This window comes from Acinetobacter endophylla, assembly GCF_053543775.1.
Genome location: NZ_JBLVOM010000288.1, coordinates 1 through 20614, shown reverse-complemented (window position 1 = coordinate 20614; position 20614 = coordinate 1). Strand labels below are relative to the sequence as shown.

The 20614-nt window shown below is 42.8% G+C and carries 19 protein-coding genes; 12 read left to right on the top strand and 7 right to left on the bottom strand.

Annotated features, from left to right (window positions below; all coding sequences use genetic code 11):
• Together ACNPNW_RS16290 and ACNPNW_RS16285 are read right to left on the bottom strand one after the other, a co-directional pair.
• On the bottom strand, positions 1-179 hold a 179-nt coding region (locus ACNPNW_RS16290; protein ID WP_448767188.1), incomplete at its 3' end, for a putative oxygenase MesX.
• Positions 180-347: 168 nt separating this feature from the next.
• The gene (locus ACNPNW_RS16285) at positions 348-1079 is read right to left on the bottom strand and encodes a hypothetical protein (RefSeq protein ID WP_448767187.1); all 732 of its coding nucleotides are present in this window, start codon (positions 1077-1079) and stop codon (positions 348-350) included.
• Between ACNPNW_RS16285 and ACNPNW_RS16280 the strand changes: the two genes are divergently transcribed.
• A protein-coding gene (locus ACNPNW_RS16280; protein ID WP_448767186.1) for an IS5 family transposase occupies positions 1073-1824 on the top strand; the annotation gives its coding sequence in 2 pieces (ribosomal slippage) (positions 1073-1307 and positions 1307-1824; 753 coding nt in all). The two genes, ACNPNW_RS16285 and ACNPNW_RS16280, sit on opposite strands and share 7 nt — an antisense overlap.
• A gap of 123 nt (positions 1825-1947) precedes the next feature.
• Here the strand turns inward: ACNPNW_RS16280 and ahpC are convergent.
• Positions 1948-2511, bottom strand: a complete 564-nt coding sequence (gene ahpC, locus ACNPNW_RS16275) for an alkyl hydroperoxide reductase subunit C (RefSeq protein ID WP_004278916.1) — start codon at positions 2509-2511, stop codon at positions 1948-1950.
• Between the two features lie 489 nt (positions 2512-3000).
• Between ahpC and hrpA the strand changes: the two genes are divergently transcribed.
• From hrpA to ACNPNW_RS16245, 6 genes are all read left to right on the top strand, one after another.
• On the top strand, positions 3001-6939 hold the full coding sequence (gene hrpA, locus ACNPNW_RS16270) for an ATP-dependent RNA helicase HrpA (protein WP_448767185.1): 3939 nt from the start codon (positions 3001-3003) through the stop codon (positions 6937-6939).
• A gap of 30 nt (positions 6940-6969) precedes the next feature.
• Positions 6970-8079, top strand: a complete 1110-nt coding sequence (locus tag ACNPNW_RS16265; protein WP_448767184.1) for a beta-ketoacyl-ACP synthase III — start codon at positions 6970-6972, stop codon at positions 8077-8079.
• A gap of 26 nt (positions 8080-8105) precedes the next feature.
• Positions 8106-8858, top strand: coding sequence for a 1-acyl-sn-glycerol-3-phosphate acyltransferase (locus tag ACNPNW_RS16260; protein ID WP_004278913.1), 753 nt, complete (start codon positions 8106-8108; stop codon positions 8856-8858).
• A 196-nt stretch (positions 8859-9054) separates the two neighbouring features.
• Positions 9055-11061: a hypothetical protein gene (locus ACNPNW_RS16255; RefSeq protein WP_448767183.1), complete on the top strand. Its 2007-nt coding sequence runs from the start codon at positions 9055-9057 to the stop codon at positions 11059-11061.
• 90 nt (positions 11062-11151) lie between these two features.
• Positions 11152-12867: a DEAD/DEAH box helicase gene (locus tag ACNPNW_RS16250; protein ID WP_129716622.1), complete on the top strand. Its 1716-nt coding sequence runs from the start codon at positions 11152-11154 to the stop codon at positions 12865-12867.
• A 30-nt stretch (positions 12868-12897) separates the two neighbouring features.
• Positions 12898-13224, top strand: a complete 327-nt coding sequence (locus ACNPNW_RS16245; protein ID WP_071851983.1) for a gamma-glutamylcyclotransferase family protein — start codon at positions 12898-12900, stop codon at positions 13222-13224.
• Positions 13225-13482: 258 nt separating this feature from the next.
• Here ACNPNW_RS16245 and ACNPNW_RS16240 read toward each other — a convergent pair whose 3' ends face one another.
• Positions 13483-13935, bottom strand: coding sequence for a DUF441 domain-containing protein (locus ACNPNW_RS16240; protein WP_004645490.1), 453 nt, complete (start codon positions 13933-13935; stop codon positions 13483-13485).
• 140 nt (positions 13936-14075) lie between these two features.
• On the opposite strand from ACNPNW_RS16240, the gene ACNPNW_RS16235 reads away from it, so the two are divergent.
• Positions 14076-14783, top strand: a complete 708-nt coding sequence (locus tag ACNPNW_RS16235; protein ID WP_004645489.1) for a pseudouridine synthase — start codon at positions 14076-14078, stop codon at positions 14781-14783.
• 42 nt (positions 14784-14825) lie between these two features.
• On the opposite strand, the gene ACNPNW_RS16230 is transcribed toward ACNPNW_RS16235, so the two are convergent.
• The 3 genes from ACNPNW_RS16230 to ACNPNW_RS16220 form a co-directional block, all read right to left on the bottom strand.
• Positions 14826-15269, bottom strand: coding sequence for a GNAT family N-acetyltransferase (locus ACNPNW_RS16230; RefSeq protein WP_004278907.1), 444 nt, complete (start codon positions 15267-15269; stop codon positions 14826-14828).
• A gap of 96 nt (positions 15270-15365) precedes the next feature.
• The gene (locus ACNPNW_RS16225) at positions 15366-15713 is read right to left on the bottom strand and encodes a type II toxin-antitoxin system RelB/DinJ family antitoxin (protein ID WP_448767182.1); all 348 of its coding nucleotides are present in this window, start codon (positions 15711-15713) and stop codon (positions 15366-15368) included.
• 114 nt (positions 15714-15827) lie between these two features.
• Positions 15828-16736 carry a pseudouridine synthase gene (locus ACNPNW_RS16220; protein ID WP_448767181.1) on the bottom strand — a complete coding sequence of 303 codons (909 nt, stop codon included), beginning with the start codon at positions 16734-16736 and terminating at the stop codon, positions 15828-15830.
• Between the two features lie 126 nt (positions 16737-16862).
• On the opposite strand from ACNPNW_RS16220, the gene tsaE reads away from it, so the two are divergent.
• From tsaE to hfq, 4 genes are all read left to right on the top strand, one after another.
• The gene (gene tsaE / locus ACNPNW_RS16215) at positions 16863-17342 is read left to right on the top strand and encodes a tRNA (adenosine(37)-N6)-threonylcarbamoyltransferase complex ATPase subunit type 1 TsaE (RefSeq protein WP_004645485.1); all 480 of its coding nucleotides are present in this window, start codon (positions 16863-16865) and stop codon (positions 17340-17342) included.
• A complete protein-coding gene (gene mutL / locus ACNPNW_RS16210) occupies positions 17332-19299 on the top strand; it encodes a DNA mismatch repair endonuclease MutL (RefSeq protein ID WP_253146243.1) in 1968 nt (655 codons plus the stop codon). Before tsaE ends, mutL begins: the two co-directional genes overlap by 11 nt.
• A gap of 6 nt (positions 19300-19305) precedes the next feature.
• Entirely contained in the window at positions 19306-20250 is a 945-nt protein-coding gene (miaA, locus tag ACNPNW_RS16205) for a tRNA (adenosine(37)-N6)-dimethylallyltransferase MiaA (RefSeq protein WP_004645483.1), read from the top strand.
• A 91-nt stretch (positions 20251-20341) separates the two neighbouring features.
• The coding region (gene hfq / locus ACNPNW_RS16200) for an RNA chaperone Hfq (protein ID WP_448767180.1) at positions 20342-20614 on the top strand (273 nt) is incomplete at its 3' end.

The window sequence follows — 20614 nt, the reverse complement described above, 5'->3', positions numbered from 1 at the left end:
ACGGTTGCCAAGCTATTAAAACGGTTGTTGATCATCGCAAGGGTACGACGCAAGTTTTCTTCACGGCTTTCCCCACGTGCCAAATTGGCAAAATTTGTGGTTAAACGTGTGCTTTCTGCTGGCGTGTAGTTTTCATCAAAACGGATACGTTTAATTGAACACTCAAATGCTGTACTCATGGAGATTGCCACCTAAAAATTTTATAAAAAGCTAAATTTCTGAATGGCTGTATTTAAACGTGAATAAGAAAGTGAGTAAAACGATATAAATTCAGCTTAAGATGAGAAATACTCATCTTAATAAATTAAAGATTCTGAGGATTTTTAGTTATTCAGTAAGTTAAGCGGCTATCTAAAATCTTTATCTGAAATTGATAATGTTTTTTGCAACTCTACCAAAGATAATAAATCTCCAACTATCAAGTATGTGTAAATAACATAACGATCAGCTTCTTGCCTAGAAGTAATAATATCATGAGAACCTTTCTGAGCAGCTTTGAAAATAGCATCTAACCGCTCGCCCAAATATTTCATCTGTGAACCAACGATTTCCTCAAATCTTTTAGAGTCTGACTGCTCATCAACATATGCAATAATTCGATTTATATAATTATCCACACCTAATTTAATAATTTTAGTTTTACCATTGTCTAAATTAATAGTCTTATCCTCTCTAGCAGGATAAATCACATCAGCAGTATCTTGTAATATTCGCCTACAACTATGAACAGCATTTGACCAATCCTCTGAATCTTCGGACGTTAAATTCTCATAAATAGATGCAAATTTTTGTGCTGATAATGGTACTAAATCTCCAATTTTTCCGTCTACAAACTTTCTTGTTCTAGAAAAAATATCTGACGTAATTTTTGAATATTTTAGCTCATAATATTTATTAGACACATATTCGTATACAAAAGCTTGTCGTTTAATTAGAAATTGAGAGTTCGTGCTAATACCATCTCTTAAACTCTTTCTTTCTAAAAAATTACTAGGGCGTGTCCTCATTTGAAGAATTGGTTTTAAATACTTAAAATCCTCCTTTAAGCTCTTTTCATTTCTATATTTTTTCAATGGCACGTACTCTTCTCACTGATGATATTTGGCAGCAAATTCAAGATACTATGCGATTACATGGTTGTTACTGTTCAAAAAACAGTAGAAATATCATGGAAGCCATCTTATGGAAACTGCGCACAGGCGCCACATGGCGCGATATTCCTCAAGAATTTTGCCCTTGGCAAACTGCTTACAATCGCTTTAATCGCTGGGCAAGTAAGGGATTATGGGATAAATTTTTTTTAGATTACGAGGCGTCTTGGATCAAGAATGGGTATTCATTGACGGAAGCTACATACGCGTGCATCAACATGCAAGTGGAGCTCGGAATAGTTTCGAAAGAGCAATTGGACAATCACGTGGTGGACGAACAACAAAAATACATCTTGCAACCGACGCGAATGGATTACCGATTGATTTTAAAATCACTGGGGGTGGCGTCCACGACAGTCAAGTTGCAAAACAACTGATTGATACTGTAGGCGAGGCAACTTATCTCATTGCTGATAAGGGGTATGATGCTGAGCACATTAGAATATATGCCCAGAACAAGGATATGATTCCCATCATTCCAATGAGATCAAATAGTAAAAGATCGAATAAGGAGTTTGATAAATATCTATATAAATTAAGACATTTAGTTGAAAATGTGTTTGCGAGATTGAAGCATTTCCGAGCGATTGCAACCCGATTTGATAAGCTTGCACGAAATTACCAGTCTATGATTTACATTGCTTGCATATTTATTTGGTGTAAAGCCAAATGAGGACACGCCCTAATAAAATAATTTAAAAAAATAAACTCCCGTATTGCGCTGAGATAAAAGTTTAAACCATAAAAAACCACGCTAAAAAGCGTGGTTTTTTGAATCAGTTCAATCTAATTAAAATTAGATTTTACCAACTAGGTCGATTGAAGGAGCAAGAGTTGCATCGCCTTCTTTCCATTTAGCTGGGCAAACTTCGCCTGGGTGAGCATGTACGTACTGAGCTGCTTTAACTTTACGAAGAAGTTCTTGAGCATCACGGCCGATACCACCAGCGTTGATTTCAACGATTTGGATTTTACCTTCTGGATCGATTACGAAAGTACCACGATCAGCAAGGCCGTCAGCTTCGATTAATACGTCAAAGTTTTTAGCAAGTGTCCAGTTTGCATCACCAACCATTACATACTGGATTTTTTTGATTTCTTCTGAAGAATCGTGCCAAGCTTTGTGAGTGAAATGCGTGTCAGTAGAAACTGAGTAGATTTCAACGCCTAGTTTTTGGAATTCAGCGTAGTTGTCAGCAAGGTCACCAAGTTCAGTTGGGCAAACAAAAGTGAAGTCAGCTGGGTAGAAGAATACAACAGACCATTTGCCTTTTAGGTCAGCTTCAGTAACTTCAATGAATTTGCCGTTTTGGAATGCAGTTGCTTTAAATGGTTTAACTTCAGTATTAATTAAGCTCATCATTGTCTCCATGATTGAGGTAGTCTTTGATTTTGAATAAGAGTATCGAAATTTTGGTTGATGCTAAAATGGTATTTTTACATTACAAACATCGGAAAAACCGAATTAAGTAAAAACGCGCCACTTTGGCAAAATCGCTTTGTTCATTGAGCAGCATCAAGATGATGGCCTGATGACAAAATTATCTCTTTTTCCTCGTGCTAGCAAACATGATGTTGAAACCAAAAAATTCAAGGGTCAATTCGGAAAAAAGCATAATTTCCACAAAATAATTTAAATATCAATTCCAAACTTGGACTTATGATTAAATCTAATCAGGGAAACTCATGCGTGTCATTTAGATATTTTGACAGGTTTATAGTGCGGAATTGAGAGAAATCAGGCAGCCAAAGCCAATTTGTCCGGCACTTAACAGAACTACGACTATCTGAAATCTAATGAACCAAGTAAAATAAACCTTTCCGGTTTTTTGATGTGGGTGTTTTCTCTGTGCAGAGTCATTTAAATGTAGATCAATGGATAATGGCGCGTGACCGTCACCGTTTAAATCGACTGAAAAAGGGGAAAGACGCAGATGCCAAGCAGTATCAGGAATTATTTGAAAAATCCAATCTGAAAGTACGGCAACGGCTTGAACGTCTTCCGAACATCAAGCTGAATCAGGATCTGCCGGTTACCCAATACACTGACAAACTGATTGCTGCGATTCAAAAGCATCAGGTGATTATTGTGGCTGGCGAAACCGGTTCTGGTAAAACCACCCAGTTACCGCAAATTGCTATGCTGGCTGGATGTGGCCTGACCGGAATGATCGGACATACCCAGCCGCGTCGACTGGCAGCCCGCAGCGTATCACAGCGTATTGCCGAAGAAGTTGGCGAAAAACTCGGTGAATCAATTTCCTTTAAAGTACGTTTTACGGAACAGGGTTCACAAGACTCAATTGTGCGTTTGATGACAGACGGTATTTTACTGGCCGAACTGACGCATGACCGATACCTGACCAAATATGACACGATTATTATTGATGAAGCGCATGAACGCTCACTGAATATCGACTTCATTATGGGTTATCTGAAGCAGCTTTTGCCACGTCGTCCCGATCTGAAAGTCATCATTACTTCAGCAACCCTGGATGTAAACCGTTTTAGCAGTTACTTTAATGGTGCACCAATTTTTGAAGTGGAAGGCCGCAGCTTCCCGGTAGAGCTGCGTTATCGCCCGATCTCGGAAATGAGCATTGGCGGTAGTGATGATGATGAGTTTGATGATTTTGAAGAAAACCTGCCTCGCGCTGTGGTCAAAGCAGTCGAAGAATGCTTTCAGGATGCACAGGAAAAAGGTCATCCCGAACATGCCGATATCCTGATTTTTGCCAGTACCGAGCAGGAAATTCGCGAGTTACAGGAAACCCTGATCAAACATGGGCCACGCCATACGGAAGTATTAACTTTATATGCGCGTCTGGCGCTGGCCGAACAGCAGAAAATCTTTAATCCTTCTGGTGGCGGGCGACGCATTATTATTGCCACCAACGTAGCAGAAACAGCTTTAACCGTTCCGAATATCCGGTATGTGATTGATAGCGGTTTTGCCCGTATTTCGCGTTATAACTATCGTTCACGGGTACAACGTCTACCAATTGAAGCCGTTTCTCAGGCAGCCGCGAACCAGCGTAAAGGTCGTTGTGGTCGTATTGCGCCGGGTGTCTGTATACGTCTGTATTCTGAGGAAGACTTCCTGAGCCGTCCTGAGTTTACCGAACCAGAAATAAAGCGAACCAACCTGGCATCTGTAATTTTGCAGATGCAAAGTCTGGGCTTGGGTTCACTCGAAGATTTTGATTTCATCGAACCACCAGATCATCGTTTGGTCAATGATGGCCGCAAGCTCCTCATTGAACTGGGGGCAATGGCTGAGAAAAATTCTCCTAAAACTGAAGATGATCAAGCAAATCCCTCTCTTGCGTCGCATAACGCCTCACCCTTCGAGAAAGGGAGACTTCAAAGCAGTGGCTTAACCAAGATCGGTCAGCAAATGGCGAAAATGCCGATCGATCCACGTCTGGCCCGTATGATTCTCGGTGGGGCACATTTTGGCGTGCTGAACGAAGTTCTGGTGATTGTGGCAGCACTTGCAGTTCAGGATCCGCGTGAGCGTCCGGCAGACAAGCAGATGCAGGCGGATCAGAAACATGCACTATTCCGTGAAGCCGATTCTGATTTCCTGTTCTATATCAAACTCTGGGAGACGCTGCATAATAACCGCGACAGCATGAGTGAAAATAAGCGCCGTACTTTTGCGCGTAATCATTTCCTGAGCTGGTTGCGTTTACGCGAATGGAAAAAAACCCATGAACAACTGGTGGACTTGGCTCAAGGCCTAAAACTGTCATTTAATGAAAAGAAAGCCAGTTATGAAAATCTGCACCGTGCCTTGTTGACCGGCCTGTTATCGTTTATCGCCAACAAGACCGATGAGCGTAATGTCTTTATGGCAGTGCGTCAGCAAAAAGCACGGATTTTCCCGGCTTCTACCTTGCACAAGACCAATACGCCGTGGGTGATGGCCTTTGAAATGGTCGAGACCTCCCAGGTGTATTTACGTACCCTGGCCAAGATTGAACCGGAATGGATTCTGCTGGCGGCGCGTGACTTGCTCAAGCATCATTATTTTGAACCGCACTGGTCGAAAAAAGCTGGGGTAGTGAATGCCTATGACCAGATTTCATTATTTGGTCTGATTATTGAGCCGAAACGCCCAATCAATTATGAAAAAGTTGATCAGGCGGCTGCGCATGAAATTTTCTTGCGGGATGCATTAACTACCGGTCATCTAGGGATTACTCCGCCATTTTTAAAGCATAATCTACTTAAACTGGAAGAAGTCGAGCGAGTAGAAGATAAGCTGCGTCGTCGTGATCTGGTGGTTGATGAAGAAACCATTTACCAGTTCTATGCCTCCAAAGTGCCGCCTGAAGTGGCCAGCCGTCGTACTTTTGAAGACTGGCGTGCCACAGTAGAGCCGCAGAATCCGCGTTATTTATTTGTTGATGACGATGCGCTGTGGCTAAATGATCGTCCAACCACACAACAATTCCCGGACTATTTGCAGAATGGTAGCCTGCGTCTGGCTGCAACCTATCGTTTTGACCCGAGTCATGATGAAGATGGCGCGACAGTTAAAATTCCATTGCAAGCCTTGGCACAGGTCGATGAAGGTATCTGGTCATGGGGAATTCCGGGATGGCGTCTGGATCTGATTGAAGCATTGCTAAAAGCTTTGCCGAAGGATAAGCGCCGTAATCTGGTGCCGATTCCGGATACTGCACGAAAACTCATGGCAAAAGTAGATGCGCAGGATTTACAGAAACATATTTTTAGTTTCTTGGCATTCCAGTTGCGGGGCGATCAAATCACTGAGAAAGATTTCAGTTTTGACCGGGTCGATCAGTATCTGTTGCCATTTATCAAAGTTACTGATGAAAAAGGTCGTGTTATTGAACAGGGGCGTGATCTTGCTGAGCTGAAAGCGCGCTGCCGGACTGAAACGCATAGTCCGGTCAAACAGCTTAAAGGTGAATTTAAAACCTTCCCGGAAAGCTTTGTATTTGAAGCATCGCAAAAAGTCACCGGTGTCGTGGTCAAGCAGTATCAGGCGCTGGTTCCGACCAAAGCCTTCGCTGCGCTGGAGCAGAAAGATGAATCTGGTGTGGTGATTCAGACTTTTAATGATCAGGCTGAAGCGGTTAAAAAACATCGTGAAGGGGTGATCCGACTGGTGCATATGCAACTCGGAGACTTGACCCGCCAGTTGAAAAAACAGATTTCCAAACCTTTGGCGCTGGCTTATTCGCCACTTGGTGATAAAGCGCAACTGGAACAAATGTTAGTTTATGCCACACTACATATGTCTATTAATGAACTGCCTGTCAATGCGCAAGAGTTCCAAAAGCTGGTTGAAGATGTAAAAAAATCTTTCCTGACTTATGGCCAGGTTGCCCTGAAAGAAATCACGGATATTTATATCCAGTGGCAGGAAATCCGCCGGAAATTATTGGTTTTAGACCATTCTGTGTTTGAAAAAAATATCAATGATATTGAAGATCAGCTTGATTTAATGAGCCTTTCTGACTTTGTGTATCGTAAACCTTCCGATGTATGGATCGAATTTCCACGTTATTTGAAAGCCTTGATCTTGCGTTTGGAGCGCTTGCCCAATAATCTACAAAGGGACAATTCCGCCATTGACCAAATTGATCAATGGATGGAAAAATTATTCAAGTTTAAAGATGACCCTCGCCTGAAAGAATTGTATTTCATGGTCGAGGAGTTAAGAATCTCATTGTTTTCACAACCGATGAAAACAAAAGCACCTGTGTCTCCAACTCGCTTGCAAAAAGTATGGGATCGTCTTGGAATCAGTTAAGATATAGGTAATTCAGATAAGGAATTTTACATGGGCATCCGCATTACGGGTACGGGCTTATTCCATCCGGAACATGTCATTACCAATGAAGAATTAGTTGAAAGTTTAAATGCTTATGTGGAACTTTTTAATCACGAAAATGCTGACAAAATCGCTGCAGGCGAAGTGGAAGCACGTCGTGGTTCTAGCGCAGACTTTATTGAAAAAGCATCTGGCGTACAACGCCGTTATGTCGTAGAAAAATCAGGTATTCTTGATCCAAAACGCTTACGTCCAAATTTACGTGAACGTGAAGATGATGAAATTTCACTGCAGGCAGAATGGGGTGTAATCGCAGCCAAGCAGGCGATGGAAAATGCCGGTGTGACTGCCGAAGACATTGATATCGTGATCTTGTCATGTTCGAATTTGCAACGTGCTTATCCTGCTGTGGCGATCGAGATTCAGACCGCTCTAGGCATCAAAGGTTATGCCTATGACATGAACGTGGCGTGTTCTGCAGCAACATTTGGTCTGAAACAGGCTTATGATGCGATCCAAGCAGGCGCGCGCCGTGTGTTATTGGTGAATGTAGAAATTACCTCTGCACATACCGATTTCCGTTCACGTGACTGTCACTTTATTTTTGGTGATGTGGCAACCGCTTCAATTATTGAAAATACTGACAGCAAAACCGGTTTTGAAATTCTGGATTCTGAGTTGTTTACCCAGTTCTCGAATAACATCCGCAATAACTTTGGTTTCCTGAATACTTCTGAAAATGCTGACATTGATGACAAACGTTTCCGTCAGGATGGTCGTAAGGTATTTAAAGAAGTCTGTCCACTGGTTGCGAAAATGATTACTGCGCAACTGGAGAAGAACCAGATTGAGCCGACAGGTGTTAAACGCTTCTGGTTACACCAGGCCAATGCCAGCATGAATGAACTGATCCTGAAACTGGTCGTTGGTAAAGAAAATGCCAAACCTGGTCTGGTACCGATCATTCTGAATGAGTTTGCCAACACTTCTTCTGCTGGGGTGATCATTGCCTTGCACCGTACTGCACATGAAGTTGAAGATGGTGAGTACGGCGTGTTGTGTTCATTTGGTGCGGGTTATTCGGTAGGTTCGATTCTGGTCCAAAAGCGCGTGGCATAATCCGGAGTAGATAGGGAGCAGACAGCTTGCAGGTCAAACATGATGGGCAATGGATTAGACGCTTAAGTGCCTTATCCAAATTATATTTTACCCCTACCTTTTTAGGGGCTGAATATATTGATGCCAGTCGGCCTGCAATGTATGTCGGTAATCATTCCATGTACGGCATCTTTGATTCGCCGATGCTGATTGATTACCTCTATAACGAACATAAGGTGGCTGTGGTCAGTATTGCGGATCATAGCCATTTTTATGTACCGTTATGGCGTGAAGCCGTGAAGAAGTTTGGGGCAGTTGATGGCATCCAGCATTATGTACGTGCTGTGATGCAGCAGGGTTATTCTATTCTGGTCTTTCCGGGAGGTGGACGCGAAGTACTCAAACGTCAGGGTGAACAGTATCAACTGATCTGGAAGCAACGCTACGGATTTTTAAAGCTGGCTCAGGAATTCAACTATGATATTGTCCCTTTTGCTGCGCTTGGTGGGGATGAAGTCTATGAGATTGGCTTTGATGCCAATAAGATCATCCAGCATAAATATTTTCAAAAACTCCTCAAAGTACCACAACTCAATAAATTATTACGTCAGGGCGATGTGATTCCATCTTTGCCTAAACGATTATTCCCAAAACGCCTGCCATTTTATTTTCAGTTTATGCCGCGACAATCGATTGCTCAGGTTCAGACTCAGGAAGAGCTGATTGCATTTCGACACAGCTTGCAGCAACATATTTATACCGGCTTGGCCGAGCTTAAGGCGCTACGTCAGCAAGACTAAAAAAGAAAAATTCTTCCTGTAAAATCTAGGCTATGATCTATTGGAATGTTCTATTTTTAGCAATGAGGATGCATGGACGGTTTTATAGTGCAAGTGATGCCATAATGTATTTTTAAGTGTTCACTGATTGGCGATCAAGGACTCAGCATGATCCAATATAAAAATAAGATGATTCTAAGATGACCGAGGTGTACGTATGGAACAGGAAAGCTTGGTAGCATCTTTAAGGTTATTGGCACAACAATGTTTACGGATTTCTCCAGAGCTGAACCAGCTTTATCTTGATCAGATGGCAATAATTGGTCATCTGAATGCACAAAATTTAATAAAAATTCAGCAGGATCAGTGCCGGATTGAATTGCTGGATGGTCTGTTTTATATCCAGTTTCATACTCCCTATGCACTAGACTCTGGAGCTGCACCTGCTTTGGTTGACAGTCATTTTTATTTTCAGCAATGTAAGGCAGAAGCCCTGGAGGAATTCTTTTTACAGGATATCTATTTCCTGACTGGCGATTTAAAACCACAGCATTCGCTGTATTTACGCGACAAAGCCAAACAGTTACGTCAGCTTATCCTGGCTCAGGTTTATGCGTGGGTTAATGGCCTGGAACGGGTGTCCGAATTTTTGCAGCAAATGTCGATTGTTCAAGCTGAGATTATCGACCAGCAGCTGATCAAGGCCGGGTTGTATACAGCACCTGTCATGCAAAACTTTATTCAGGATGAACAAGAGATTCCACAGCAGATTCTTGAAAGCTTGCAACAGGCTTTTTCTTTGGAGTGTCTACAGCAGGATGAATTCCTGTCGATCCAGTCATTGATGGACAGTCTGGATGAGTTCTGTTTTAGCGCCGCACAGTTTTTGCCTCCGGCACTGTTCCGGATTATGTCGCTGTCTTTCGAAGAGCGCTTTAATCTGCATGAATTGAATGATCATACTGATGATATCTGTTTGCTATATCGGCATGCTGAGGAGCAAAGTAATTTGCTCGGTTTTGTCCGATTGATGAACCGGGACGTGTGGCATCGGGATGATTTATTATCCAAACGGAATTTCCTGGAAAATCATCCGTATTTATGGCAGAAAAAAGTAGCCCGATTGCCACTATTTGATTGTCATCGTGCCGTGAACTGGATCTTCAAGCAACCGGCCGAGGTACTGGACTGGATCAGTAATAATATCCAGCATAGCAGTGTACGCGTTGCAGTAACTGCCTTAAGTTTTGTAGACAGCCATCATATTCATCCCCAGATTATTTTGGCGACTTTGCAATATTTTCAATATGTCTCGGCGCGACTGTTTATTCATAGCATGCATGAATATGCAATCCAGCATGACTGGTTTCAGCATCAGTATAATCAGGCGGTGGTATTAAAAGGCACACGCCAATCGATTGAGGATCAACGGATTGCGATTAGTCCCTCAATTCTGTATCTGGATGAATGGATGGAGCTGCTGCGTAATGTGGTCAAAATGGATGATCAACTGACCAAAAAGGTTTATCTGAACTTGAGCCGGATGATGCAGGCGTATATGCAGTATTTATATAAAATTACGGTGCATTTGCCAGATGAGGTTCTGGTGTATATTCAGCCTCCAAGCCAGCAGAACCGTGATTTCTATAATGTTCTGCACCGCTATCGAATTCCTTTTACTGAGTTCAGGCAGCTATTTTATTTGCAAAGCGGGCATGTACGGGAGTCGCTCTTTGACAGTTATGTGCGCGACTATCTGGTAGAGTATTTTTCCAGCCATACAGAAATACCGAAAAATCTGAGCTGGACCAGTTTGTTTAATCAGGCGGTCGTCTGGCATGATCAGATTCAAAAGCAGGAAATGATCGCCAAGCTGAAAAAACAGTTTGCACTGGTGAACTGGACGCCAATCACTCAGGTTTCATTTTTACTGTATTTCAACTGGCGTTTTGAAGAGCTTAAAACTTTGGATCGGATTTTAGAGGAATCTAAAATTTTCAGGAACTGTCTGGCGGCAAGCTATGCTCAGCAAATTGTGGAAAGGCAGTATGTGGCCTTTCGCATGTCTCATCCCGCTGTTCGTCTACCCTTGATCTTGGGGTGTCAATTGGTGAATGGACAGGTGATCTTTGATCAGCTGGAATATCCGAATAACCAGAAAGCAGAAGCTGAATACAGCAATATTGCCATGAATTTTATTAACTGGCTCAACTTGCAGGCCTGACAGTTCAATACAGCTTGTTTTCCGCCATGACGCTTAACTTTTCCGCTAAAAATCGTTAGGCTATAGCCGTTCTTTCACGGTATTGCTCTTATGAAACAGGAAACTGCCCTTAAGTTACTTAAAGCAGGAGAAAATGTCTTTTTAACCGGTTCTGCCGGTGCAGGAAAAACCTATACGCTGAATCAATATATTAATTATTTAAAGGCGCGTAAAGTCGCCGTTGCCATTACTGCATCTACTGGTATTGCAGCCACACATATGAACGGTATGACTATTCATACCTGGGCAGGCATTGGCATTAAAGACTTTTTGTCTGAAGAAGACTTAAAGCGGATGAAAGAGCGCAAATACTTAAAAGAACATCTGGAAAATGCGCAAGTCCTGATTATTGACGAAATTTCAATGCTGCATGCCAAGCAGCTGAATCTGGTCAATCAGGTGCTGAAATATTTCAAGGAAAGTGATGAAGCTTTCGGTGGTATTCAGGTGATTGTAGCAGGGGACTTTTTCCAGTTACCGCCAGTCGGTAAAAATGATGAGCGCAACCGCGACAAATTCTGCTTTATGTCGGATGCCTGGGTCGAAGCCAAGTTTCGCGTTTGCTACCTAACTGAGCAGCATCGTCAGGGCAATGATTATTTGAATGACATTCTGAATGCGATCCGTGCGCAGGCGATTAGCCATGAACACCGCACTGCTTTACAGGCCACGCGACATCAAGAAATCGGCGATACCTATACGCGCCTGTATACGCATAATATGGATGTGGACAGTATTAACTTTAAACATCTGAATGAAATTGACAATGATCCACGCCAGTTTGATGCGCAGTGTGATGGCAATGAAAAGCTGATCGAGACTTTAAAATCGTCAGTGCGAGCGCCTGAAGCCTTAACCCTGAAAAAACATGCCAAAGTCATGTTTGTGAAAAACAACTTTGATATGGGTTATATCAACGGCAGTTTGGGCGAAGTGATCAGTTTTGAAGAAGATGATGAATATGGTGTGCTGCCTAAAGTCAAACTGACCGATGGCACGACACTGGTGGTTGAGCCTGAAACCTGGTCGGTAGACAATGAGGCCGGTAAAACCATTGCCAGTTTCCAGCAGATTCCATTGCGTCTGGCCTGGGCGATTACCATTCATAAATCACAAGGCATGACCCTGGAAGCTGCCGAGATTGACCTGAGCCATACTTTTGAAAAAGGACAGGGCTATGTCGCGTTGTCCCGTTTGAAAAGCTTAAATGGCCTACGATTAAAAGGTTTTAATGAGCAGGCTTTGGAACTCGATAGTCTGGCAATTAAAGCCGATCGCCGTTTTCAAGAACTTTCTGATGAAGCCGAAGCGAATTTTGAAAATGTCGATTTGACGGCACAGCATAAGGCCTTTATCCGACATTGTGGCGGGACTTTGAATGAAGTTGAAATCCAGCGCAATGAGAAGAAAATTTCCAAGAATGGGGGTAAGCAAAGCTATGCCGCTGCAACGCTAGACGAAACGCGTGAACTGTTTGAAGAAGGTTATGAAATTGCCGATATCGCGACTGAACGTGGTTTGACCCCGGCAACCATCATCAATCATTTGGGGCGTTTGCATAAAGAGCAGGGGCTGGATATCTCGCTGGCACATCCGGGTGAGGAAGTGGTGGAGCAGGTTCGCAAGATTTATAAACGCCTGACCAAGCGTCAAAACTCGGAGCATTTTAATGATGACGGTTCTATTAAGTTGCGTCCGATTGTGGAATTGACCACGCCTAAAATGGCTTATGATCAGGTGCGTCTAGCACTACTATTTGTAGAGTAATCATCAAAATGATGTTTAAGAGTTCTTAAGATGCACAGTTTATTCGTATACGGCACGCTTCGTCCGCAGCAACCCAATGCCCATGTGATGGAACGGATTGGGGGAAGCTGGAAAGCCGGTTATATTCGTGGGCATTTGCAGCAGCGCGGTTGGGGTGCTGAGCTGGGCAGTCCGGGTATTCAGCTCAGTGATTCGGGAGAGACTGTTACCGGTTATGTATTCATATCCGAGAATCTCCCTAAATATTGGAATGAGCTGGATGTATTTGAAGGCGATGAATATCAACGTATTCCGGTTAAAGTATATTTGGAAAATGGTCAGATGGTAGAAAGTTTGGTCTATGCTTTGAAAGATTAGACTGGTAGGTGTCATTTATTGAATTTCTGATTTTTATCAGGTCACCGCTTTTAAAAATCATTCACTTTCCTTTGCTTGAATTTTGAAAGATCGAATTAATAAATATTCCGTTGATTTGATAGTATCTTCTGAGCAAGCCTGACGTACTGCGTTAGAGATTAGCGCAAGATAATCATCGGGCGATCTGCATATTTCCCGTTATATGATTATTTTTGAGAAATCTTTGCATACTGGTGAAGGGCGCTGATGATTTGAACATTATTGTGTACTAATCAATAAGGATAAAATCCCAGCCGCAATTAAAGGACCGACTGGAACACCGCGTAATACTGCTACACCTGCTACTGTGCCTAATAACAGTCCGGCCACTACATCTGGCTGATTGGACATCAGCTTCACTCCACGTCCTCCCAGCCAAGCGACAAAGACCCCAATCGCGATTGCCAGCAAAGACTTCCAGCTCAGGAAAGATTTGAGAATACTTTCCCCTGAAATTTTGCCACTGGCAATTGGTGTCAGAACACCAATGGTCAGAATAATAATGCCGATATTTAAACCGTGGGCCTGTACATAAGGCAATAAACTGCTGAGTGGCGTGATTTTTAAAACAATTAATACCGCTGCAGCAATGGTGACGGCGCTATTGTGACTGAAAATACCGCAAGCCAGTAAAACCAAAAGAACAATCAGATTCAAATCAAGTTGCGACATAAGGGGGAGAGATAGAGTGAAAAATAAAGCTATTGTAGAGCTTTTCAACGCATCATACCTAGAAAACAGCGGAAGAAATCAAATTCAGGACTGTTTCAGGATAGAATGCACAGGTCTTCACTCGATACAGGTATAAACAGATGCTATTGGAAAAAATGTTGCAGTCACAAGGTTTCGGCTCCCGCAAGCATTGTCAGCAACTGATTAAAAATGGTGCTGTTTCAATTCAAGATGAAGTGGTTGACAATCCTAAATATAACCTGGATTTAAATCACTTAAATTTCGAGGTTTATGGGAAAAGTCATACCTATCGGGAAAAAGTTTATATCGCCTTAAACAAACCACAAGGCTACGAGTGTTCGCATCAGGCGACGCATCATTTTAGTGTGTTTGACCTGTTTGATGACATTTTGCTGAATCGGGGGATTCAGTGTGTAGGCCGTCTGGATCAGGATACCACCGGACTATTATTGCTGACCGATGATGGACAGTTTCTGCAAGCGCTCACCCATCCGAAAAAGCATGTCGCCAAAGTTTATCAGATGCAAACTGCGGATGCCGTCACGGATGAACAGATTCAGCAACTAGAACAAGGTGTTGAATTAAGAAATGAAAAAGGCATTTTTTCAGCTACCGAAGTGACACGATTGGCTGAAAATCGTCTGCAAATGACCATTCATCAAGGCGTCTATCATCAGGTGAAGCGTATGCTGGCTGCAGTAGGTAATAAAGTTGAACAGCTACATCGTGCACAGATTGGTGCTTTGGCCTTGCCTGAACTGGCTGAAGGAGAATGGTTGTATTTAAATGCAGAACAGGTGGCGCAGGCCAAATTCCGCTCAGAATAATAAATTTTTTATTCGCTTGAAATGTGATGAAAAGATTAGGACTTACTTCAGGAAACAGTGATAAGTCTGAAATTCATCATCCTTGATAAATCCCATAGATTCATACAATTTATGCGATTGATAATTATTTTTTTGGGTTTCCAGGGTGATTCTTAAGGCCTGTTCATGTTTGGCAAATAAAATCGCGGTATCAATCAGTTGTTTGGCTGCGCCCTGACGCCGAAAAACCGGGGTGATATAGACATCATCCAGAATATAATAGGTCGAGCAGGCCACTGAAGAAAAACCCAGATACAGGATAATAAAGCCGGTAAAAGTATCATCTTTGGTATTAATGAAAATGACGGTTTGCCCATCTTCAAAACGCTGTTTTAAAAATTGGTAAGAGAGTTCAGGATTGGAAGACGTACCATAAAACTGTCGATATTCATCAAATAATACCGCCAGCTGATTCAGGTCTGCTGACTGGGCGCGTCGTACGAGCATTGCATACTCCAGCTAATTTTTTATTGATTATCAGCATCAAGCATAGCGAAGTTTGGGAGTGGCAGGCTTTAGAAATTGTTCGGAAATGCAACAATGTTAAATTTTGTCGCTTTCACCCAAAATGGCATTCAGTTCTTCAAATAAATCAAGATGATCATCATCCAACTGGATATCCTGATCATCCAGCAGATTCAGGGCAGAACTGGAAAGCACATTTTGCTCGGTTTTCGCTTCATTTTGTTTTAGCTTGCGCAGGCGAATCAGTTGTTCTAGGTTGATATTCTGGTTTTCAATCGAGAAGGGGATCGATTTGGTAATCACCACTTGCTTGAAAAAAAGACGCACGGCCTGAGCTGGCGTAATCCCCAATTGCTTAAATACCGCAAAGGCTTGTTTCTTCTCTTGCGAGTCCAAGCGAATTTGATAAACTTCAGTTTTTCTCATAATATTTTTAAAGCTTTAAATTACTTAACTTTTCGCCTTTATTCTAATCAATTACGTTTGAAATTCAATCTTAAAGCGACCGATTTTAGAAAATAATCTGTAATGACAAGTGATTTACAGTGTCAATTCAAGTTGCGAGCTGAAATTCATGCTTTTCTGCGTGATCGGATCAACAAATTGAATATGTTTGGCCAATAAACTTAAAGGTGCAGAAAAATCATCTTCCGCCTTGTGCACTACTTGGGGGTAAAAGGGATCGTGCTGAATCGGAATACCCAGATGATTCAAGTGCACCCGTAATTGATGCTGCTTGCCAGTATGTGGTTTTAGCTCATATTTGGCCCATTCTGTATTATGTTCCAGCAGGTCGATCGCCGTCTCGCTATTCGGCGTTCCGTCTAGCACGTGCATGGTATAAAAGGGCTGTCCCTTTTCCATTCTTAATCGCGTGATCAATGGAAATTTTAAATCAGGTTGATAGGCCGCAATCGCATGATAGGTTTTTTGCACCTGCCGTGTAGCAAATAATTGTTGATACAGGCCACGTGATTCCACACATTTGGAAATCAGGACCACACCTGCCGTTTCACGATCCAGCCGGTGAATGGGCGTTAAATGCTCATTGCCGGTTTGTTTTTTAAGCCGAACCAATAGCGTTTCCTGCACATATTGTCCGGTCGGACTCATAGTCAAAAAATGCGGTTTATCGACCACCATGAAATACTCATTTTCAAATAAAATCTGATGTTGAAAAGGCACATGCACTTCATGTGCCAAAAAGCGATAATAGAAACAATGGCTATTGGCCTGAAATGGACTTTCTGTGCTTAATCTGTTGCCTTGGGCATCATAGACTAAACCCTCGGCGAAACGAGATTGCCATTCATCTGCTGCGATATGCGCAAATTGCGTGCATAAATAAGCAAAAACTGTCAGGGGCGCATCCGGACTGGTTGGCAAAAACACTTTACTGGCACTGACCCCATTGAGCATGGGTGGGTTAAATTCAACAGTCGGTTGCATGGCAGGCAGATTAACCTCTTAAGGAACAGATGCTGTGAAAAAATACAGTTTCTCACACAGGTGAATAGGCTTTTAAAGCGTGGCGATGCTATCATATTTATTCTTTTGCATCATGTCGTGAGTAATATGCCTTATTCATTTAATGTCACTTTAAATCATGAAGACGATACCCAAAAACTAGCCAAGGTTCTGGCGGAGAATTTCCCTGCGGGGGTCGTGTATCTGATTGGTGACCTAGGGGCAGGAAAAACGACGTTAACACGTTATTATTTGCAACAGCTGGGTCATAAAGGTTCAGTGAAAAGTCCAACTTATACACTGGTCGAACCCTATCAAATTAATGGTCAGGATATTTTTCATTTTGACTTGTATCGTCTGAATGATCCGTATGAACTGGAACTGATGGGCATCCGGGATTACCTGGAAACACCGAATGCGCTATTTTTATTTGAATGGCCATCTAAAGGTGGTGATGAAATTCCGCAAGCTGACCTGATTATTGAAATTTTAAAATCTGAAGATGAACTTACCCGTACTGCAAGCCTGATTTCATCGAATCTTGCTTTACGAGAGGCTCTGGAGCGTCAATTTTCACATGTCGAATGATTTAAGTCTGCGCCGTATTCGTGCCCTTGATCCTGCACTTGCCAACCAGATTGCCGCAGGTGAGGTGATTGAACGTCCGGCTTCTGTGGTCAAGGAGTTACTGGAAAACTCGATTGATGCGGGGGCGACAGAGCTGATCATTCGGGTCGAACAGGGCGGCAGTACTTTAATTGAAATCATCGACAATGGACGCGGAATTCATCATGAGGATTTACCGCTGGCCGTGATGCGTCATGCCACCAGCAAAATCCAGAGTGCTGATGAGCTGTATGCGATTAGCAGTCTGGGCTTTCGTGGTGAAGCATTGGCATCGATTGCAGCGGTTTCACGCCTGACCATGATCAGCAGTCAAAGTGACGAGGGCATCGGTTATCAGGTCGAAGTCAATGGCACGGCTTTTGATCATCAGGAAATTCAGGCTGTTGCGGCCTCAAAAGGGACGCATATTCGGGTTCAGGATTTGTTTTTTAATGTGCCTGCACGGCGTAAATTCCTGAAAAAACCGGGCACTGAATTTGGTCATATCGAAGAAATTGTGCGCCGTATGGCACTGACACATTTTGATATCCGTTTTGTGCTAGAACATAATGAAAGCATCAAACTGAATTTACCCGTGGCGGATAGCGGCGCTTTGCGTTTTCAGCGGGTACAGCAATTGCTTGGCCGCCAGTTTACTGAAAATGCCTACTGGATGGATGCAGACAGTATCAACATGCGTTTGTCTGGCTGGCTTGGCCATCCTTCAGATGCACGTGCACAGGCTGATTTGCAGTATGTCTATGTAAATGGCCGGATTGTCAAAGACAAAACCATTTCCCATGCCTTACGGATGGCCTATGACGGCATCCTGCATGGGCATCAGCATGCGGCTTATTTACTGTTTTTAGAAGTTGATCCAGAAAATGTGGATGTAAACGTCCATCCGACCAAGCATGAAATTCGCTTCCTGAATCAACGTGAAGTACATGAGTTCGTACGGCATTATGCCAAAGAAACGTTGGCACAATTCCAGACCGCAACTGCAGATTTAGCCGAGGCAATGAAACAGGATGAGCAGCCTGGCTTGACAGCCCCGCAACCGCGTTATCAGGAACAGTTCAGCCTGCATCAGACTGCGCATTCTCAGCCACAGGTGGTGAGAACGACATCTGCCTTAAGTGAAAATGAAACTTCAGATGTGCTGACCGATTTTGCATCTTCAGGTCCACAAACAGTGCATTATTCCCAAGATTACCGTAAATCTTATTCTGGTTCACAGCAGCTGAATAATGCCTTGCAAAGTTATTTAGCACCGCTCAGAGAAAGTTCGGAAACCGAAATATTCAGCCCTGAGCAGTCTTTTCAGACACATGTAAACACTAAAGTGGATGAGCATCCATTGGGCATTGCTATTGCCCAGTTACATGGCATTTATATTCTGGCGCAAAATACCGAAGGTCTGATTATTGTGGATATGCATGCGGCGCATGAGCGTATTGTCTTGCAGCAAATGAAATCGGCTTGGGATAAACCTGAATTCTGGACATCACAGCAATTGCTCATTCCAAAAGTCGTGAATATTAGCCGGATGCAGGCCATGCGTGTCGAAGAGCTGAAAGAGCAGTTGGCACGTTTGGGGCTGGAAATCGATCAGTATGGTGATGAGCAAGTTATCGTACGTGGTGTACCGGCTATTCTACACAAGGCCGATTTCGATGCCCTGATTCCTGAATTATTGAATGATTTAGATCCGGGGGATCAAGCACAAAGCCTATTGCAGAAGCGTGACCAAATTTTGGCGGGAATGGCCTGTCATGGTGCAGTGCGAGCGCATCGTATCCTAAGTTTGTCTGAAATGAATGCTTTATTACGGCAGATGGAACAAACCGAATTTGCCAGTCAATGTAATCATGGTCGTCCGACTTGGCGCGCCTTTCCATTGGCTCAACTAGATAAACTTTTTGCTCGAGGAGAGTAGTTTTACATGTCCAATCAATTGCCGGTCATCAATTTAATGGGGCCAACTGCAAGTGGTAAAACCGCTTTGGCATGTGAACTGTATGAGCAAGGGGGATTTGAGCTGATTTCGGTCGATTCTGCACTGGTTTATCGGGAAATGGACATTGGTACAGCCAAGCCCTCCAAAGAGGAACTGGCGCGCTATCCGCATCATCTGATTGATATTATTAGTCCACTTGAAGTGTATTCTGCAGCCAACTTTGTCGAAGATGCTTGCCGCCTGATTGATGATATTCATGTGCGTGGTAAAACCCCGATTCTGGTTGGCGGAACCATGCTGTATTTTAAGGCCTTGCTTGAAGGTTTGTCAGATAACCTACCAAGTGCAGACTATGCTATCCGGGCAGAGATTGAAGCCAAGGGTGAGCAGGAGGGCTGGGAAGCGGTTTATGCAGAATTATGTGCAGTCGATCCGATTGCCGGTGAAAAATTCAAGGTTAGCGACAAGCAGCGCATTATTCGAGCCTTGGAAGTTTTTAAATTGACTGGTGAGCCGATTACAAAACTACAGGCAGAACAACCTAAAAACTTACCATATCGTTACAGTTTCCATAATTATGCACTGATGCCAGATCGGTTAGAATTGCATGGGCGTATTGAACAACGTCTGGAAATTATGTGGAAAAGCGGTTTTTTAAATGAAGTTGTGAATTTAATTGAAAAATACGATTTTAATGAAAATTTACCTTCCATGCGTTCAGTGGGTTATCGTCAGGCTATGGAATTCTTAAAAAATGCTGATAAAACCAAGGAAAAGCAACGGGAAATGGAGGATAAAGCTTTATTTGCGACACGACAACTTGCAAAACGTCAATATACGTGGTTAAGGTCTTTGCAAGAAAAGCATAAATTTACAACATATTTTACGCTACAGCAGGCTCAAGAAGACTTGCGAAACTGTCACGGATAAAGCAAAATTTAGGGACTATCTTTTTTATAATTTTTAATTGAAAAATAGAGATAGTTTTTGCGCTGATTTTTAATTTTTTTGGAGTTATAACATGTCTAAAGGTCAAACTTTACAAGATCCATTCTTGAATTCTCTCCGTAAGGAACGTATCCCAGTATCTATCTTCCTGGTAAACGGTATTAAATTACAAGGTCATATCGAATCTTTTGACCAATACGTGGTTTTATTAAAAAATACAGTAAGCCAAATGGTTTATAAGCATGCAATTTCAACTGTAGTACCTGCACGTAATCCACGTCCTGCTGGCGCGCCTGCTGGTCCACAAGGTGCGGGCTTCGGTGGTCAAGGTGCTGCAGGTGGCTTT

Bases quoted from the DNA above. Each gene is read 5' to 3' on its own strand.
- ACNPNW_RS16250 (WP_129716622.1), top strand. From the start codon at position 11,152: ATGAAACAGGAAACTGCCCTTAAGTTACTTAAAGCAGGAGAAAATGTC.
- ACNPNW_RS16225 (WP_448767182.1), bottom strand. From the start codon at position 15,713: ATGAGAAAAACTGAAGTTTATCAAATTCGCTTGGACTCGCAAGAGAAG.
- ACNPNW_RS16230 (WP_004278907.1), bottom strand. From the start codon at position 15,269: ATGCTCGTACGACGCGCCCAGTCAGCAGACCTGAATCAGCTGGCGGTA.
- ACNPNW_RS16235 (WP_004645489.1), top strand. From the start codon at position 14,076: ATGCTATTGGAAAAAATGTTGCAGTCACAAGGTTTCGGCTCCCGCAAG.
- ACNPNW_RS16255 (WP_448767183.1), top strand. From the start codon at position 9,055: ATGGAACAGGAAAGCTTGGTAGCATCTTTAAGGTTATTGGCACAACAA.
- ahpC (WP_004278916.1), bottom strand. From the start codon at position 2,511: ATGAGCTTAATTAATACTGAAGTTAAACCATTTAAAGCAACTGCATTC.
- ACNPNW_RS16245 (WP_071851983.1), top strand. From the start codon at position 12,898: ATGCACAGTTTATTCGTATACGGCACGCTTCGTCCGCAGCAACCCAAT.
- mutL (WP_253146243.1), top strand. From the start codon at position 17,332: ATGTCGAATGATTTAAGTCTGCGCCGTATTCGTGCCCTTGATCCTGCA.
- ACNPNW_RS16265 (WP_448767184.1), top strand. From the start codon at position 6,970: ATGGGCATCCGCATTACGGGTACGGGCTTATTCCATCCGGAACATGTC.
- ACNPNW_RS16220 (WP_448767181.1), bottom strand. From the start codon at position 16,736: ATGCAACCGACTGTTGAATTTAACCCACCCATGCTCAATGGGGTCAGT.
- tsaE (WP_004645485.1), top strand. From the start codon at position 16,863: ATGCCTTATTCATTTAATGTCACTTTAAATCATGAAGACGATACCCAA.
- miaA (WP_004645483.1), top strand. From the start codon at position 19,306: ATGTCCAATCAATTGCCGGTCATCAATTTAATGGGGCCAACTGCAAGT.
- ACNPNW_RS16240 (WP_004645490.1), bottom strand. From the start codon at position 13,935: ATGTCGCAACTTGATTTGAATCTGATTGTTCTTTTGGTTTTACTGGCT.